14 protein-coding genes are annotated in these 15,855 nt (G+C 69.2%); 9 read left to right on the top strand and 5 right to left on the bottom strand.

The window, feature by feature from the left end:
* The first annotated feature begins 88 nt into the window (after positions 1–88).
* Together AC1PZ7_RS03285 and AC1PZ7_RS03280 are read left to right on the top strand one after the other, a co-directional pair.
* Entirely contained in the window at positions 89–1,531 is a 1,443-nt protein-coding gene (locus AC1PZ7_RS03285; RefSeq protein ID WP_482358092.1) for a mannose-1-phosphate guanylyltransferase/mannose-6-phosphate isomerase, read from the top strand.
* Positions 1,532–1,586: 55 nt separating this feature from the next.
* Entirely contained in the window at positions 1,587–2,771 is a 1,185-nt protein-coding gene (locus tag AC1PZ7_RS03280) for a glycosyltransferase (protein ID WP_482359553.1), read from the top strand.
* On the opposite strand, the gene AC1PZ7_RS03275 is transcribed toward AC1PZ7_RS03280, so the two are convergent.
* The 3 genes from AC1PZ7_RS03275 to atzF form a co-directional block, all read right to left on the bottom strand.
* Positions 2,718–3,437 (bottom strand): DUF6064 family protein, encoded by a 720-nt coding sequence (locus AC1PZ7_RS03275; RefSeq protein WP_482358091.1) that lies wholly within the window; start codon positions 3,435–3,437, stop codon positions 2,718–2,720. The genes AC1PZ7_RS03280 and AC1PZ7_RS03275 overlap by 54 nt on opposite strands.
* On the bottom strand, positions 3,437–4,342 hold the full coding sequence (locus tag AC1PZ7_RS03270) for an aldo/keto reductase (protein ID WP_482358090.1): 906 nt from the start codon (positions 4,340–4,342) through the stop codon (positions 3,437–3,439). The genes AC1PZ7_RS03275 and AC1PZ7_RS03270 overlap by 1 nt, the downstream gene beginning before the upstream one ends.
* 129 nt (positions 4,343–4,471) lie before the next feature.
* Positions 4,472–6,271: an allophanate hydrolase gene (gene atzF / locus AC1PZ7_RS03265; protein WP_482358089.1), complete on the bottom strand. Its 1,800-nt coding sequence runs from the start codon at positions 6,269–6,271 to the stop codon at positions 4,472–4,474.
* A gap of 139 nt (positions 6,272–6,410) precedes the next feature.
* On the opposite strand from atzF, the gene AC1PZ7_RS03260 reads away from it, so the two are divergent.
* Positions 6,411–7,313, top strand: coding sequence for a LysR family transcriptional regulator (locus AC1PZ7_RS03260; protein WP_482358088.1), 903 nt, complete (start codon positions 6,411–6,413; stop codon positions 7,311–7,313).
* Between the two features lie 27 nt (positions 7,314–7,340).
* Here the strand turns inward: AC1PZ7_RS03260 and AC1PZ7_RS03255 are convergent, their stop codons facing one another.
* Positions 7,341–8,519, bottom strand: a complete 1,179-nt coding sequence (locus tag AC1PZ7_RS03255; RefSeq protein WP_482358087.1) for an MFS transporter — start codon at positions 8,517–8,519, stop codon at positions 7,341–7,343.
* Between the two features lie 124 nt (positions 8,520–8,643).
* Entirely contained in the window at positions 8,644–9,000 is a 357-nt protein-coding gene (locus AC1PZ7_RS03250; protein ID WP_482358086.1) for a transposase, read from the bottom strand.
* 403 nt (positions 9,001–9,403) lie between these two features.
* On the opposite strand from AC1PZ7_RS03250, the gene AC1PZ7_RS03245 reads away from it, so the two are divergent.
* The 6 genes from AC1PZ7_RS03245 to AC1PZ7_RS03220 all read left to right on the top strand — a co-directional run bounded on the left by AC1PZ7_RS03245 (position 9,404) and on the right by AC1PZ7_RS03220 (position 15,824).
* Entirely contained in the window at positions 9,404–10,654 is a 1,251-nt protein-coding gene (locus AC1PZ7_RS03245; protein WP_482358085.1) for a transporter substrate-binding protein, read from the top strand.
* Positions 10,655–10,722: 68 nt separating this feature from the next.
* Positions 10,723–12,342 carry an urea ABC transporter permease subunit UrtB gene (gene urtB / locus AC1PZ7_RS03240; protein ID WP_482358084.1) on the top strand — a complete coding sequence of 540 codons (1,620 nt, stop codon included), beginning with the start codon at positions 10,723–10,725 and terminating at the stop codon, positions 12,340–12,342.
* Positions 12,339–13,436, top strand: a complete 1,098-nt coding sequence (urtC, locus tag AC1PZ7_RS03235) for an urea ABC transporter permease subunit UrtC (RefSeq protein ID WP_482358083.1) — start codon at positions 12,339–12,341, stop codon at positions 13,434–13,436. The genes urtB and urtC overlap by 4 nt, the downstream gene beginning before the upstream one ends.
* Positions 13,433–14,161 carry an urea ABC transporter ATP-binding protein UrtD gene (urtD, locus tag AC1PZ7_RS03230; RefSeq protein WP_482358082.1) on the top strand — a complete coding sequence of 243 codons (729 nt, stop codon included), beginning with the start codon at positions 13,433–13,435 and terminating at the stop codon, positions 14,159–14,161. The genes urtC and urtD overlap by 4 nt, the downstream gene beginning before the upstream one ends.
* Before the next feature lie 2 nt (positions 14,162–14,163).
* Positions 14,164–14,856 carry an urea ABC transporter ATP-binding subunit UrtE gene (gene urtE, locus AC1PZ7_RS03225; protein ID WP_482358081.1) on the top strand — a complete coding sequence of 231 codons (693 nt, stop codon included), beginning with the start codon at positions 14,164–14,166 and terminating at the stop codon, positions 14,854–14,856.
* Between the two features lie 32 nt (positions 14,857–14,888).
* Entirely contained in the window at positions 14,889–15,824 is a 936-nt protein-coding gene (locus AC1PZ7_RS03220) for an acetamidase/formamidase family protein (protein WP_482358080.1), read from the top strand.
* Positions 15,825–15,855 lie beyond the last annotated feature (31 nt).

Genomic DNA, 15,855 nt, shown 5'->3' with positions numbered 1-15,855 from the left:
AAGTCATTTCGCTCGCCTTGCCTTTCCCCGCCCGCCCCGCCAGAGTAGCTCCACGCAAGCCTGCGGATGACGAATCAACATTTTTCACATGACGAATCTATACCCTGTTCTTCTGTGCGGCGGCTCCGGCACCCGGTTATGGCCGCTTTCCCGCAAGAGTTTTCCGAAACAGTTCGTCAAGCTCGGGGAAGGTGAGACCCTTTTTCAGGCGGCCGCCCGGCGGATGACGGGGCCGGATATCATGCCCCCTGTCATTATTACGAACTCAGACTTTAGGTTTATTGTCACCGAACAGCTCGCCGAAGCTGGCATCGTCCCCGGCGCTATTCTCATCGAGCCCAGCCCCCGGAACACCGCGCCGGCCATTCTCGCCGCGGTGCAGTTCCTGGCCGACCAGGATCCGGATGCGCTGCTCCTGGTCATGCCGTCCGATCAGGTCGTGCCGGACCGCGACGCCTTCTCGGCGGCGGTGCGGGCCGGCATCGATGCCGCCGCCGGCGGCCAGATCGTGACCTTCGGCATCCGGCCGACGCGGCCCGAGACCGGTTATGGCTGGCTGGAGCTGGCTCACCAGCCCGAGAGCGGACAGCCGACCGCCATCGCCCTGAAACGCTTCGTCGAGAAGCCGGCCGCCGAGCGCGCCGCCGCCATGCTCTCCGATGGCCGCTATCTCTGGAACGCCGGCATCTTCCTGATGTCGGTGAAGACAGCTCTTGAGGCCTTCCACACCCACACCCCGCAGATGCTCGCGCCGGTGCGCCAGGCGGTGCGCGAGGCGGCGACCGATCTCGACTTCCTGCGGCTCGCCGCGGAACCGTGGCAGCTCGCCGAGGAAATCTCGGTCGACTATGCCATCATGGAACGCTCGTCGAACCTGCAGGTCGTGCCCTTCGCCGGAGAATGGTCCGACCTCGGCGACTGGGCCTCGGTGCAGCGCGAGGGCGAGCCGGATGCGCATGCCGTCGTCGCCCATGGCCCGGTGACGGCCATCGACTGCGAGAATTCGCTGCTGCGCTCGGAAGCCGAGGGGCTCGAACTCGTCGGCATCGGGCTGAAGGACATGCTGGTGGTGGCCATGCCGGACGCCGTTCTGGTGGCCGACCGCAGCCGCGCCCAGGACGTCAAGCTGGCCGTCGCCGCCCTCAAGTCGAAGGGCGCCCGCCAGGCCGAGCATTTCCCCCGCGACCATCGGCCGTGGGGGTGGTTTGAAACTCTCGTGCTCGGCGAGCGTTTTCAGGTGAAGCGCATCGTCGTCCACCCGGGCGCGTCGCTGTCGCTGCAGAGCCATTTCCACCGGTCCGAGCACTGGATCGTGGTCGAGGGCACGGCGCGCGTGACGGTGGACGACAATGTGCGGCTGCTGACCGAGAACCAGTCCATCTACATCCCGCTGGGCGCCGTGCATCGCATGGAGAACCCCGGCAAGGTGCCGATGGTGCTGATCGAGGTCCAGACCGGAAGCTATCTCGGCGAGGACGACATCATTCGCTACGAGGACGTCTACGCGCGGGGCCAGGGCGCGAAGGGCTGACGGACAACCAGCGGGCCGGAACGACGAAAGGCCGAAGGCGACTGTCGTGGACGACATGCTGATTTCGAGCAGGAGTCTCAATCGCGGCATCTGGTCGTTGCGCTGCAACCGGACCAACTGCCCGCCGGCGATCGCAAAGCCGTGCTGGATTCATCCCGGCTTCGGCAAGGACAGGGAGTACGGCGTCGACCTCATCGGCTATCTGCTGTCGGAGATCGGCCTCGGCGAGGCGGCGCGCCTGCTCGTCGGCGCGCTCGACAGCGCGCAGATACCCTCCAGCCTCATCAATGTGCCGCTTCCCGGGCGCCAGTCGGAAAGCACCATGGCATCCCGGATCGCGCGCAATGGCCGCCATTCGGTGGCGCTGTCGGTCTCGGGCGTGGCCGAGCTCGTGCCCTTCGCCCGCCGGGCCTGCCGCGGCCAGCAGAACGTGCATTACACCTATTGGGAACTGCCGACCGTGCCCGACGCCTGGCGCAAGGCGTTCGACGGATTCGACGCCTTCTGGGCGCCGACCACCTTCATCCGGGATATGCTCACCTCGGTGCAGGACCGTCCGGTCCACCTCGTGCCCCAGCCGATCGAGCTTCCCGACGCGCCCCCGCCGCCGCCGCGCTTTCACGGGCCGCTCCGGATCATGACCCTGTTCGACTACGATTCCTTCGTCGCCCGCAAGAACCCGCAGGGCTCGATCGAGGCGTTCCTGGAGGCTTTTCCCGCCGGAACGGAAGATGTCGAGCTTGTCGTGAAGGCGCGCGGCACCGTGCTGACCAGCGCGCGCGGCGACCTCAGCCGCCTCGCCGCGCGCGACCGCCGCATCACCGTGATCGACCGCACCATTCCCCGCGACGAGCTGATCGCGCTCATGCAGAGCTGCGACGTCTTCCTTTCCCTGCATCGCTCGGAAGGCTTCAGCCTGGGTTCGGCGGAGGCGCTCGCCCATGGCAAGGTGGTAGTCGCGACGCATTTCGGCGGCACGCGCGACTTCGTCACCCCGAACACCGGCTATCCCGTGAATTTCCGGCCGGTCCGGCTGCAGGCCGGCGACTATCCGGGATCGGAAGGAAGCTACTGGGCGGAGCCCGAGGTCGCGCATGCCGCCCAGCTCCTGAAGACGATCTATGACGATCCCGCCGCGGCGGCGGCGAAGGCGCAGGCCGGCTACAAGTTTCTCCAGTTCAACAACTCATTCGAATCGGTCGGGGCGCGCATCCGCGAGGTCATGCGGATCCTCGAGTGACCGGCGCGCCCGGGCCGGCCCTGCGCCGCGCCAGCCCGCCACGGCAATCAGCACGGCCGCAAAGGCAAGCCAGCCCTGTGGCTCGCCGAGCGTCCACAGGGTGGCGGCGCTGAACAGGCACCACAGAACGGGGACCACCAGCAGCCACCCCGCCTCGCCGGCCAGCAGCAGCAGGCCGAGCGTGCCGATCGCGGTCGGGTCGGGGGCGATGCTGAAGACCTCGCCGCCGGCGAGCGGCCGGCCCGCCAGCGGCGCCAGCAGCGGATAGGCCAGTGCCGCGCCGGCCAGCAGGACGCCGGCAAATCGCGCCGGCCTTGCGGGCGCGCCTCGCGGCGCCGGAGGCCGGCCTGCCGCACGGCTGGCGAGCAGCAGCGCCTGAAGGGCGAAAAGCGGCACGGCATAGGCGACGGCCCAGTTGATCGCCGCGTAGCGGTTCCACAGGAACGACCAGCCGACGAAGGCCCAGCCCAGCGCCAGCCCCGCCAGCACGAGGCGCGTCGCGCCCACCCGGCGGCTCGCCACGCCCCAAAGGGCGGCACAGCCCAGCAACAGGGTCGCGACCGGCAGGGGCCAGAGGGCCTCATTGTGCAGTTCGTACAGCCGCCAGAAGACGCGCGGCGCGAACATGAGGAAGTCCTCGGGCCGGTAGGTCCACCACTGCGCCATCACAGCGCCCGCACATGGGCGGCCATGCGCTCGCGCAAGGCCCGGTCGGGCAGCGGACCCGACGCGGCGGCAAGGTTCTCGCGCACATGGTCGGCGCGCGTGGTGGCGGGAATCGCCACCGTCACCGCCGGGTGGGACAGGATGAATTTAAGCATGACCTGCGCCCAGCTGCGCGCGCCGATCTCGCCGGCCCATTGCGGCAGCGGCACGCGCTCCAGCCGACGGGTGAGCGCGCCCTGCCGGAACGGCCGGTTGACGATCACCGCCATGCCGCGGTCGGCCGCCAGAGGCAGCAAGCGCTCCTCCGCCTCGCGATCGACGATGTTGTAGGTGAGCTGCACGAAATCGAGCCGCCGCTCACGCATGATGCGCTCGAACAGGTCGTGCCGGCGCCCCTCCGAGGTGGTGATGCCGGCATAGCGCAGGCGCCCCGCCGCCTTCATCTCCTCCAGCGTCGCCAGATGCGCCTCCCAGCCGAGCAGGTTGTGCACCTGCACCAGATCGAAGCGCGGCACGCCCCACAGCGCGCGCGAGCGCGCGATCTGCGCCGGCCCGTCCGCACCCGCGGACGTCCACACCTTCTCCGCCGAGAACAGCGCCGCCGGCTTCAGCCGGGCAAGGCCATGGCCGACGACCGGCTGCGAGGAGCCGTACATGGGCGAGGAATCGATCATCCGCCCGCCGGCCGCGAAGAACGCGCCCATCACGCCGACGCATTCCTCGCGCAGCACCGGATCGTCGCCGACATTGAAGGTGATCCAGGTGCCCAGCCCGACGGCCGGCATCGCCTCGCCGCTCGACGGGATCGTGCGGGCCAGCGGCGCGGGCTGCGCACCCGCGCCCCACGCCGGAACGAGCCCGGCGGCGCAGCTCAGTTGCAGCAGGCGGCGGCGCGTCAGTGCCATGCGCGCTCCGGGTCGTCGGGGTGGAATCGTTCGCGGCCTCGGCCGGATGACCCATGGTAACGAGGCGCGCCACCGCCCGGCGAGCCGGCGCCGCTTCACTCTTTGGTGTGGTGCCTGCCCGAGAGCCGCTCAGACCGGCGCGGCGGGCGACAGCGCGAAGGCCCCGCTCGGCTCGGCGAGCGCCGCCCGCCATCCGCCCAGGGCGGTGATGTCGCGGGCGCCGGCGAGCGCGTGCGGCTCGCACAGGAAACCCTTCACCTCGCGGCCATCCTCCAGCATCACCGTGCCGATGACGAGGGGCGCCGGCACGCCGGCGACGAAGTCGCCGAACGCGGCGCGCGGCAGCGCCCAGATCTCGACGGCGATCGCCGCCCCCGCTCCTTCCTCGCGGCGCACCATGCCCGGCCGGGCCGGCGAGCCGCCCGGCAGCGCGTGGAGAGTGTAGACCGGCGCGGTGCGGGCGCTCCGCAGGAAGCGCCCGCCACGCAGGACCAGCTCATGGTTGAGCGGCAGGCCGGACATATGCGCCCCGCAGACGGCCACGGCCACCTCGTCGGGATCCGGCTCGACACCGATCCCGGAAGTTCCTGCAGCGTCCCCCGCCCGCTCGATCCGCAGCGCCAGGGCGGCGGCGCGGGCATCCTCGCCCTTGCGCGCCAGGATGGTCAGGCTGCCGGGGCGCCCGTCGGGGCGCGGGCCCGTCGGCACGGCGATGCCGCACAGGTCGAGCAGGTTGACGAAATTGGTGTAGGTGCCGAGCCGGGCATTCGGTCCGAACGGATCGGCCGCCACCTCCGCGAGCGTGACGAAGCACGGAATCGTGGGCACGCAGAGAAAGGTGGCGCCAGCGAAGGCGTCCGCGCAGGCGCGCCTCAGTTCCGCCAGTCGGTAGAATCCCCTGAAGACATCGGTCGCCGACTGGCTCATCCCCGCGGCCAGGATCGCGCGGGTCGTGGGATGCAGCGTCTCGGGCGCCGCCGACAGCCGCTCGCCCACCGCGATGACGCGCTCAGCGACCCATGGCCCGCTGTAGAGCAGCTCGGCCACCGCGTAGAACGGGGCGAAGTCGATCGCGCGGATGCGCGCGCCCTGATGGCGCAGGCGCTCGAGCGTCGCCTCGAAATCCGCCGCCTGCACGTCATCGCCAAAGGTGCGTAGCGTCGCGGCATCCGGCACCGCGATGTCGAATACCGGCGGAAGCGGCGAGAGACGCGGGCGCGGCAGCGGACGCGAATAGGGATCGGCGGCGTCATAGCCGGCGCACAGGTCGAACAGCTCCCACGCTTCGCCGACGCTTCGCGCGAAGAGCGACACGGTGTCGAGCGTGCGGCAGGCCGGCACCATGCCGGTCGAGGACAGAGCCCCCAGGCTCGGCTTGAGGCCGACAATGTCGTTGAACGCGGCCGGCACGCGCCCCGATCCCGCCGTATCGGTGCCCAGCGCGAAGGCCACGAGATCGCGCGCCACCGCCACCGCCGAACCCGAGGAGGATCCGCCCGGCACGAGCTCCGGATCGACCGCGTTGCGCGGCACGGGATAAGGCGTGCGCACGCCCACCAGCCCGGTGGCGAACTGGTCCAGATTGGTCTTGCCGAGGCAGATCGCGCCGGCCTCGCGCAGGCGCGCGACGACCACGGCATCCTTCTCCGGCAGGTAAATGAACTCCGGGCAGGCCGCCGTCGTCGGCATGCGCGCCACGTCGATATTGTCCTTCACCGCGTAGGGGATGCCCCAGAGCGGGCGGCCATCGGGCCTGCCGAGCGCGCGCGCCTCGCCGAGCGCGGCATGACGCGCCTCATAGAGAAAGATGCCGGGATCGGCGAGCGCGTCGAGCCGGCGGAACGCCTCCTCGACCACCGCCTCCGGCCGCACGCCGTCGGCATAGGCGGCACGCAGGCTGGCCAGCGTGAAGACAAGATCGCGAAGCATGGCGGGGCCTTTGCGGAGATGAGGAGCCGGCGGCCGGATGCGGGCGCGATCATCCTGCCCCTGCGGAGGCGTTCGCGAAAATGCTATGAATTCACCGGAGCGTTGCACTTAATGCACCGCCTCCGGGAGACGGCGCCCCATGCGGCACCTGTACACATTGCGCCTGATCGAGGTGGTCGCCCGCATCGGCTCGATGCGCAAGGCGGCGGAAGACATGAACATCACCGCCTCCGCGCTCAACCGCCGTATCCGGCGCTTCGAGACCGAGTTCGGCGCCGAGCTGTTCGAGCGCCTCCCGGGCGGGGTGCGGCTCAACCCCGCCGGCGAACTGCTGCTGCAGCATTACCGCGCCACGCTCTCCGACCTCGCGCGGGTGCAGGGACAGGTGGCCGACCTGTCGGGCGAGCGGCGCGGGCATGTCTCCATCGCCTGTTCGCAGGCGCTGCTGCCCTATTTCCTGCCCGAGCAGATCGCCCGCTACCGCGCCGACCATCCCGGCGTCACCTTCAACGTCAAGATACGCGACCGCGCCGAGGCCGAGCAGGAGCTGGCCAGCTATGCAAGCGATCTCGCGCTGGTCTTCGAGCCGGTCTATCTCGTCGATTTCGACGTGATCGCGAGCGTGCCGCAGCCGGTGCACGCGGTGATGGCGGCCGACCACCCGCTCGCGGGACGGCGGGAGCTGCGCCTGCGCGACTGCCTCGACGGACCGCATGTCGCCCCGGCGGCGCAATATGGCGTGCGCCATCTGCTGGACTACGCCGCCCGCAAGGGTTCGCGCCGCGTCGCGCCCATCGTCGAGACGGAGAGCTTCGAGCTCATCCGGCACTATGTGCTGCACGAGCGCGCGGTCGGCTTCCAGATTCCCATCGGCCTGCGCGATCCCGGCGACGGCTCGCTGGTGTTCCGGCCGATCGCCGAGCGCGACCTGCCGGTCGGCAGCCTCATCCTCGGCCAGCGCCGCAACCGTGCGCTGCCGGTCGGCTCCGCCCGCTTCGCGCAGCAGCTCGCACAGGCACTGAAGACCCTCAGTGCGGCGTGAATCGCCGGACCGTCGCGCCCCGGGGGTTCAGTGCCGGACGTTGCGCGGAATGACGCGACGGACCATCGCCGCGATCACCAGCGCGCCCACGGTCAGCATGACGAAGGCGGCGCGCATGCCCAGCGCATGCGCCACGAAGCCGATGAGCGGCGGCCCGAACAGGCCACCGCCATAGGCGATCGTCACCGTCATGGCGATGCCGGCATTGGGCGGAATGCCGGGCATGCGTCCGCTCAGCGAGAAGAAGATCGGCACCAGATTGGCGATGCCGAGGCCGGCTATGGCGAAGCCGGGCAGCGCGGCGAGCGTCGTCGGCGCCCACACGATGACTGCCACGCCGAAGAAGGCGATCACCCCGGAGATCTGGATCGTCGCCACCGCGCCGAGCCGGCGCGTGATGCGGTCGCCGACCAGCCGCCCGGAGGTCATGGCGAGCGAGAAGGACGCCACGCCATAGGCGGCCTGCGCCGGAGCCGAGGCGGTGGCCTGCACCAGATAGAGCGCGCCCCAGTCGATCAGCGCCAGCTCGATGACGAAGGACAGAACGGTCAGGATGCCGATCCCCAGCATGGTGAGGTTGGGCAGGCGGAAGATCGAGGTGTCCGCCGCCTCGCGCACATGGATGTCGGGTAGCCAGAGCCACGGCATCGCCACCAGGGCCAGCGCCATCAGCGCCAGGCTGGCGAGACCGAGACCGGGCGCGGGACCCAGGCCGAGCCCGATCAGGGCGCCACCGGCCAGCGCCCCGGCGACATTGCCGAGGCTGAAGAAGGCGTGCGCCGACGACATGATCGGCCGGCCCAGCTCGCGCTCCAGCGCCGAGGCGTGCGAGTTCATGCACACGTCGAGGAAACCGAAGCACAGCCCGAAGACATAGCCGGAAGCCGCCAGCAGAGGCATGCTCACGCCCAGCGCCGGGCCGAACGTCGCGGCGGCGAAGGCGAGCCCGGCCAGTGCGCCCGAGCGCAGCGGCCCGAGGCGCGGGCGAAGGAAGCCCGCCGCCGGCATGCCGCACAGGCAGCCGATCGACACGCACAGCAGCACGAGGCCGACCTGCGCGTCATCGAGACCGGCGCGTGCCTTGAGGATCGGAATATAGGTGGCCCACAGCGTCAGGCCGGATCCGCCGACGAAGAAGACAAGGCTCACGGCCACGCGCGACGTGAACAGCGCACGCTGCTCCCGCGCGGCGGAAAACTCACTCATGCCTCTTCCCAAACGCTCGCGGACGGCGATGCCGGTCCCACCCCGGCACGCCGCCGGCCGTACCGGGAAATAGCCGGCTAAGGGATGAGCGTCCAGCCCTGTCGCCGGACGCCCGCCGCCCTGTTCAGCGAGAGATTCTCACGGAAGCGAAACGACCGACCACCGATCCGCCGGAGCGCTCCGCCGCCAGCGCCGAGGCGCGCGCCGGCTGCAGGCCACCGACGCGGACCGTGTCGCCGACGAGCGAGACGCGCTGCCGCGACAGGGTGACGAGCAGCGACTTCAGCCGCCGGTTCTCCGCCTCCAGCTCCTTCATCTGCGTCACGGCGGCGACGTCGAGCCCGCCGAAGCGCCGGCGCCAGCGGTAGAAGGTGCGCAGCGAAACCTGCGCGGTGCGGCAGATCTCGCCGATCGGCACCCCGGCATCGGCCTCGCGGATGAGGTGGATGATCTCGCTGTCGGTGAACTGCGAACGTCGCATCGGCTCGCCCTCAGGATTCGTTGACGGAGGCTCGGACGGGTGCCGCGGACGCCCCCGTCCCATCATGTCCCGCTCCGCCGTGCAGCGGCGGATGTCGCACATAATTTCGGCGTGCGCTTGTTGTAGGCAGCATTATAGACCCAGGATACCTTCAGGTGAATGCACATTCTTGCCGCGCCGGGATCGCAGGTGCCCGGCGACAGGCCAGCGCGACGGAATTCGAGTATTCGCCGCAGGAGGGGACCAGCAGCCGGCGGTCCCATAGTGACAATCCTGCCAGAATGCCGAGTTGCGGCAGCGTATTGGCGCCGCATTGAGCAGGGCTGAACATTATATGAAGTTGCGCGCGCGCCGCGTCTAAACAGAATTCCCGACATCTCCGAACCCTTTTGAGGTGTCGTCCATGGTCAAGATCTCGCGGCGTTCTCTCCTCCAGGCCAGCGGCCTTGCCGCCGTCGGTCTGGCCTCCCCGCTCGGTGCCCCCGCCATCCTGCGCAGCGCCCAGGCGGCCGGCCCGGTCAAGCTGGGCTGCCTGTTCTCCTCGTCCGGCACGATGGCCAATCTCGAAGGCCGCCTGAACTATGTGGTCAAGATGGCCGCCGAGGAGATCAACGCCAAGGGCGGCGTCAACGGCCGCACCATCGACGTGCTGGTCTCCGACCCCGCCTCCGACTGGCCGCTCTACGCCCAGTCCGCCAAGCAGATGCTGCAGCAGGAGAAGGTCTCCGCGCTGTTCGGCTGCTGGACCTCGGTGTCGCGCAAGACCGTGCTGCCGGTGGTCGAGCAGGAGAACGGCCTGCTCTACTACCCGCTGCATTTCGAGGGCGACGAGAATTCCAAGAACGTCGTCTATGTGAACTCGCCGCCCGCCAGCTCGGTGCTGCCGGCGGTCGACTATCTCATGGGCGAGGAAGGCGTCTCGGCCAAGCGCTTCTTCATGCTCGGCTCGGACTATGTGTGGCCGCGCACCATCAACAAGCAGCTCAAGGGCTACTGGAAGTCCAAGGGCATCCCGGAGAGCGCCTGGAAGGAGGAATACGTCCCCTTCGGCTTCTCCAACTTCCAGACCCTGGTCAACCAGATCCGCGCCTTCGCCGATGAGGGCGGCGGCCAGCCCATCGTGGTGCTGACCGTGGTCGGCAACTCGATCCCCGATTTCATGCGCGAATTCGCCAATCAGGGCATCCTCGCCACCGACATTCCGGTGCTCGGCCTCGACATGGTGGAGGCCGATCTCGAAGGCCTCGACACCACCAAGCTGGTCGGCCACCTGAACTGCTGGGCCTATCTGCAGAACGCCAAGGGACCGGCCAACGAGGCGTTCCTGAAGAACTGGGCGGCCTATGTGAAGAAGAACAACGTGCCGTTCAGCGGGACGGTCTCCATCGATCCGATGGTGTCGGCCTACGACTCGGTACACCTGTGGGCGATGGCGGCGGCGAAGGCCGGCTCCTTCGACGTGCCGGAGGTCTCCAAGGCCTTCGCCGGCCTCACCTTCGACTGCCCGTCGGGCTACAAGATCTCGATGACGGGCGAGAACAACTACGTCGCCCGCGGCGTGTTCATCGGCTCGGTCAACGATGCCCAGGGCTTCGATATTCTCTGGCAGTCCAAGGACACGCCGAAGCCGGTCCCCTTCAGCCCCTACGGCTGAGTCGGCGCCTTTCCCGTTCCCTCGAAGGACGGCCGTCCTGCCCGCAGGGCGGCCGTCTTGAGTTCCCGATGAAGCACCGGTTCCTGCCCATTCTCGCCGCCAGCCTGCTGGCCGGCTGCCTGCTGCCCGTCGCCGGAGCCGCCGCGCAGCCGCTCGACCGCGCCGGCCTCATCGGCAATCTCTGCGGCAATGCCGGCGCGATGGGCGAGGCGGCGACCGCGCTCACCGGCCTCGCCATATCCGGAAATGACGCCGACCGCGCCTGGGCGGTGCCGCTCGCCCGCGCCGTGATCGACCGCAAGCTCGCCTGCGACGATGCCGGCGCCGTGCTCACCGAGGGCGACCTCGACGCCGTCACCCGCGCGCCGCGCGCCGTTACCGCGAGCGACCGCACGCCGGTGCTGAGCCTGAAGAACCGCGCGGTCTACGAACTCGCCGACGCCGCCCTCGCTCTGCGCACCGCGCCGGAGGCGGCCCAGCGAACGGCGGCACTGAAGACACTGGAGCGTCGCCCGGCGCTGATCCCCGAAGGGCTGCTCGACCTCGCCGCCGCGGCCGAGAGCGACCAGGCCCTGAAGACACAGATCGAGACGCTGGCGCAGGCCGCCGCGCTCAACGCCGCCGATCCGGCCGCGCGCATCCGCGCCATCGGCCGCATCGCCGAGAATCCGAGCCGGCGGGCGCTCACCCAGATCACCGCGCTCACCAAGGACCCGGCCTACGCGTCCGATCCGGCGTTCCGCGCCGCCGTCGACGCCGCGACCGGCGCGATCGAGCGCGGCATCGCCATCGGCGACGTACTGGCCGCGCTGTATAACGGGCTCAGCTTCGCCTCGATCCTGTTCATGGCCGCCATCGGCCTCGCCATCATCTTCGGGCTGATGGGCGTCATCAATCTCGCTCAGGGCGAGCTGATCATGATCGGCGCCTATGTCACCTGGCTGGTGCAGCAGGGGCTGCGCAGCTTCGCACCCGGCCTGCTCGACTGGTACCTGATCCTCGCCATACCCGTCGCCTTTCTCGTCACCGCCGCCATCGGGGTGGCGCTGGAAGCCGCCCTGCTGCGCCATCTCTACAAGCGCCCGCTGATGAGCCTGCTCGCCACCTGGGCGGTGAGCCTGTTCCTGATGAATCTCGTGCGCGTCGTCTTCGGCACCCAGAACCTGCAGTTCGAGACGCCGTTCTACGTCACCGGCGGAGTGCCGGTGATCGGCGACTTCATCTTCACCTGGAACCGCATGTTCGCCATCGGCTTCGCCGTGGCGACGCTGGCGCTGACCTGGGCCATCGTGCGCAAGACCCCCCTCGGCCTCAACATCCGCGCGGTGACGCAGAACCGCGACATGGCCGCCTGCATCGGCATCCCGACCCGGCGGGTCGACATGACCGCCTTCGGCCTCGGCTCGGGCCTTGCCGGCCTGGCGGGCCTCGCGCTCTCGCCGATCTATTCGGTGAACCCGCAAATGGGCCAGAACTTCATCATCGACAGCTTCATGGTGGTCGTGCTCGGCGGTGTCGGCACCATTGCCGGCACGGTGGTCGCCGCGCTCGGCATCGGCCAGATCAACGTGCTGATCGAGCCGCTCTGGGGCGCCGTCGCCGCCAAGGTCATCGTACTTTTGATGATCATCGCCTTCCTGCAATGGCGCCCGGAGGGACTGTTCGCCGTGAAGGGCCGCCGCAAATGAGACGCTGGAGCTCCGACCGCCCCTTCCTCGCCCTCGTCGCCCTGCTGGTCGTCGTCGCGCTCGCCATGCCGGCGCTCGCGGGCAGCGGATTCGAGCTGTCGCGCTATCTCACCAACGCGATCGGCCAGCTCGCCGCCTTCGCCGTGCTGGCGCTCTCGCTCGATCTCATCTGGGGCTATCTCGGCATCCTGTCGCTCGGCCACGGGCTGTTCTTCGCGCTCGGCGGCTACCTCATTGCGATGTACCTGCTCAAGCACTCCTTCGTGGTGACGGGCACAGTGCCGGACTTCCTGCAGTTCATGGGCTGGAAGGAATTCCCCTTCTACTGGGCCGGCTTCGAGTTCTTCCCCTATGCCCTCGCCGTGGCGGTGGTCGCCACCACGCTGATCGCCGGCGTCTTCGGCTATGTCTCCTTCCGCTCGCGGGTCGGCGGGGTCTATTTCGCCATCATCACCCAGGCGCTGGTCTATGTCGCCATGCTGCTGATGTTCCGCAACGACACCGGCTTCGGCGGCAATAACGGCATGACCGGCTTCACCGTCATGTTCGGCTGGCCAATGGGCACGAACGGCATGATCACCGCGCTCGCGGCGGCCTCCCTGCTGGTGCTGGCGCTGGTGCTGGTGCTCTGCCGCTGGCTGGTCGGCAGCCGCTTCGGCGCGCTGATGCTGGCCACGCGGGACGACGAGACGCGCCTGCGCACGCTCGGCTACGAGACGCTGCGGCTCAAGCTCATCGTCTGGTGCCTGTCGGCGCTGATCGCCATGATCGCCGGCATGCTCTACGTGCCGCAGGTCGGCATCATCAATCCGCGCCTGCTCTCGCCGGAACTGTCGCTGGAGATCGCCGTGTGGGTGGCCATCGGCGGGCGCGGGCACCTGGTCGGCGCGGTGATCGGCGCGCTGCTGGTCAATGCGGTGAAGTTCTGGCTGTCCTCCGCCGCGCCGGACATCTGGCCCTTCATCCTCTCCGGCCTCATCGTGCTGGTGGTGCTGGTCTTCCCCAACGGACTGATGGACCTCGCCAAACTCCGGCTGACCCGCCCCATGGGACCCAAGCGCATGGCCGCCGATCTCGGGGAGGCGCGCCCATGAGCCTCACCGCCCTTCTCGTCGATGGCCTGACCGTGCGCTTCGGCAGCTTCCGCGCCATCGACGACCTGTCGCTCGCCATCGACTATGGCGAGGTGCGCGCCATCATCGGGCCGAACGGCGCGGGCAAGACGACGCTGCTCGATGTCATCTCCGGCATCACCCGGCCCCGGCAGGGGCGCGTGCTGTTCGACGGCACGACCGACATCACCGGCACCAGCGAATCCGCCATCGCCCGCGCCGGCATCCGTCGCAAGTTCCAAAAGCCGAGCGTTTTCGAGGGGTTGAGCGTGCGCCAGCACATCGCCATCGGCGCCGATGTCGGCTTCCGCTCGCGGCTGGATGCCCCGGCGCTGGAGGACCGCGTCGGCGAGGTGCTGGAGACCGTGGGGCTGTGCGATCAGGCGGACCGCCTAGCCGGCGAGCTCAGCCACGGGCAGAAGCAGTGGCTGGAGATCGGCATGGTGCTCGCCTCCGACCCCAAGGTGCTGATGCTCGACGAGCCGGTCGCCGGCCTCACCGACGAGGAGACCGAGCGCACCGCACGGCTGGTACGTTCGCTGAACCGGCCCGACCGCGCCATCGTGGTGGTCGAGCACGACATGGACTTCGTCGAGCGCATCGCCGACCGCGTCACCGTCCTGCACGAAGGACGCACGCTGTTCGAGGGCTCGATGGACAAGGTGCGCGCCGACGCCAGCGTCGTCGACGTCTATCTGGGGCGCTGAGCATGCAGTTCCGTATCGAGGCTCTGGACCAGCATTACGGCTCGGCGCAGGTGCTGCGTCAGGTCGGCTTCGAGATCGCGCCGGGCGAGTGCCTCGCGGTGCTCGGCCGCAACGGCGCCGGCAAGTCCACCCTGCTCAAATGCGTCATGGGGCTGATCGCGCCGACCTCGGGCAAGATCGTCCTCAATGGTGCGGACGCGACGGGCTGGTCGCCCAACCGCCGGTCCCGCGCCGGCCTCGCCTATGTGCCGCAGGGCCGCGAGATCTTCTCCGAGCTGACGGTTGCTGAGAACATCGAGGCCGCCGCCCGCGCCCATGGCACCTACGGCACCCCGGCGATGGAAGAGGCGATCGACCTGTTCCCCGTGCTGCGCGAGATGTGGAGGCGCCCCGGCGGCGCGCTCTCGGGCGGCCAGCAGCAGCAGCTCGCCATCGCCCGCGCCCTGGTCACCCAGCCGAAGCTGCTCATCCTCGACGAGCCGACCGAAGGTATCCAGCCCAACATCGTCGTCGCCATCGGCGAGGTGCTGCGCGCGCTGAAGGGCCGCCTGTCGATCCTGCTGGTCGAGCAATATCTCGACTTCGCGGTCGAGACCGCGGACGCCTTCGTTATCCTCTCACGCGGCGCCGTCGTCGAGACGGGCCGCGGCGAGACGATGAACCGCGATCACCTCACCCGCTTCATCGCCGTCTGATCCCTATCCGCAGTCGACCCCAGGAGTTCCGCATGTCGCGCCGCTTTGAAATTCCCTCCACGCCGGAGAACATGGTGTGGGGCTATCTCGACAGCTCCACGCCACCGGTGCTGGAGGTCGCTTCAGGCGACGTGGTGACGTTGCATTCCTTCCCGGCCGGCGGCAAGGAGACGCTCCCCGACAACCTGCCGGTGCCGGAAGACTTCATGGCCGCGTTGAACACGCTGCCGCAGGGCCCCGGCCCGCATTTCATCACCGGACCGGTCTATGTGAAGGACGCCAGGCCCGGCGACACGCTGCAGGTCGACATCCTCGACGTGAAGGTGCGCCAGGACTGGGGCTTCGTCTCCATTCTGCCGCTGCTCGGCACGCTGCCCGACGAGTTCACCGACTACGAGACCATCCACCCGCTCGTCGACCACTCCAGGAATGTCTGCGTCATGCCCTGGGGCACCGAGATTCCGCTCGACCCCTTCTTCGGCATCATCGCCACCGCGCCGCCGCCGGCCTGGGGCCGCTGCGGCTCGCCGGTGCCGCGCGCCTTCGGCGGCAACATGGACAACAAGGAGCTGCGCGCCGGCACGACGCTCTATCTGCCGGTCTTCAACGAGGGCGCGCTGTTCTTCGCCGGCGACGGCCATGGCGTGCAGGGTGACGGCGAAGTGTGCATCACCGCGCTGGAGACCGGCGTGACCGGCACGTTCCGCCTCACCCTGCGCAAGGACATGCAGCTCGACTGGCCCTTCGCCGAGAGCGCGACGCATCTGATGTCGATCGGCCTCGACGAGGATCTCGACGACGCCGCCAAGCAGGCGACGCGGGAAATGGTCAAGCATGTGTGCCAGCGCACCAATCTGTCGCGCAACCAGGCCTACATGCTGTGCTCGCTGGCCGGAAACCTGCGCGTGACGCAGATGGTCGACGGCAACAAGGGCATCCACATGCTGCTCGCCAAATCGCTGCTCTGAACCGCCCCCGCGACGCCTCGCATCTTGCCGG

This window comes from Ancylobacter sp. TW_SC_1 (assembly GCF_056836805.1).
The sequence above is the reverse complement of the archived record's forward strand: the minus strand, read 5'-3'. Positions and strand labels throughout refer to the sequence as shown.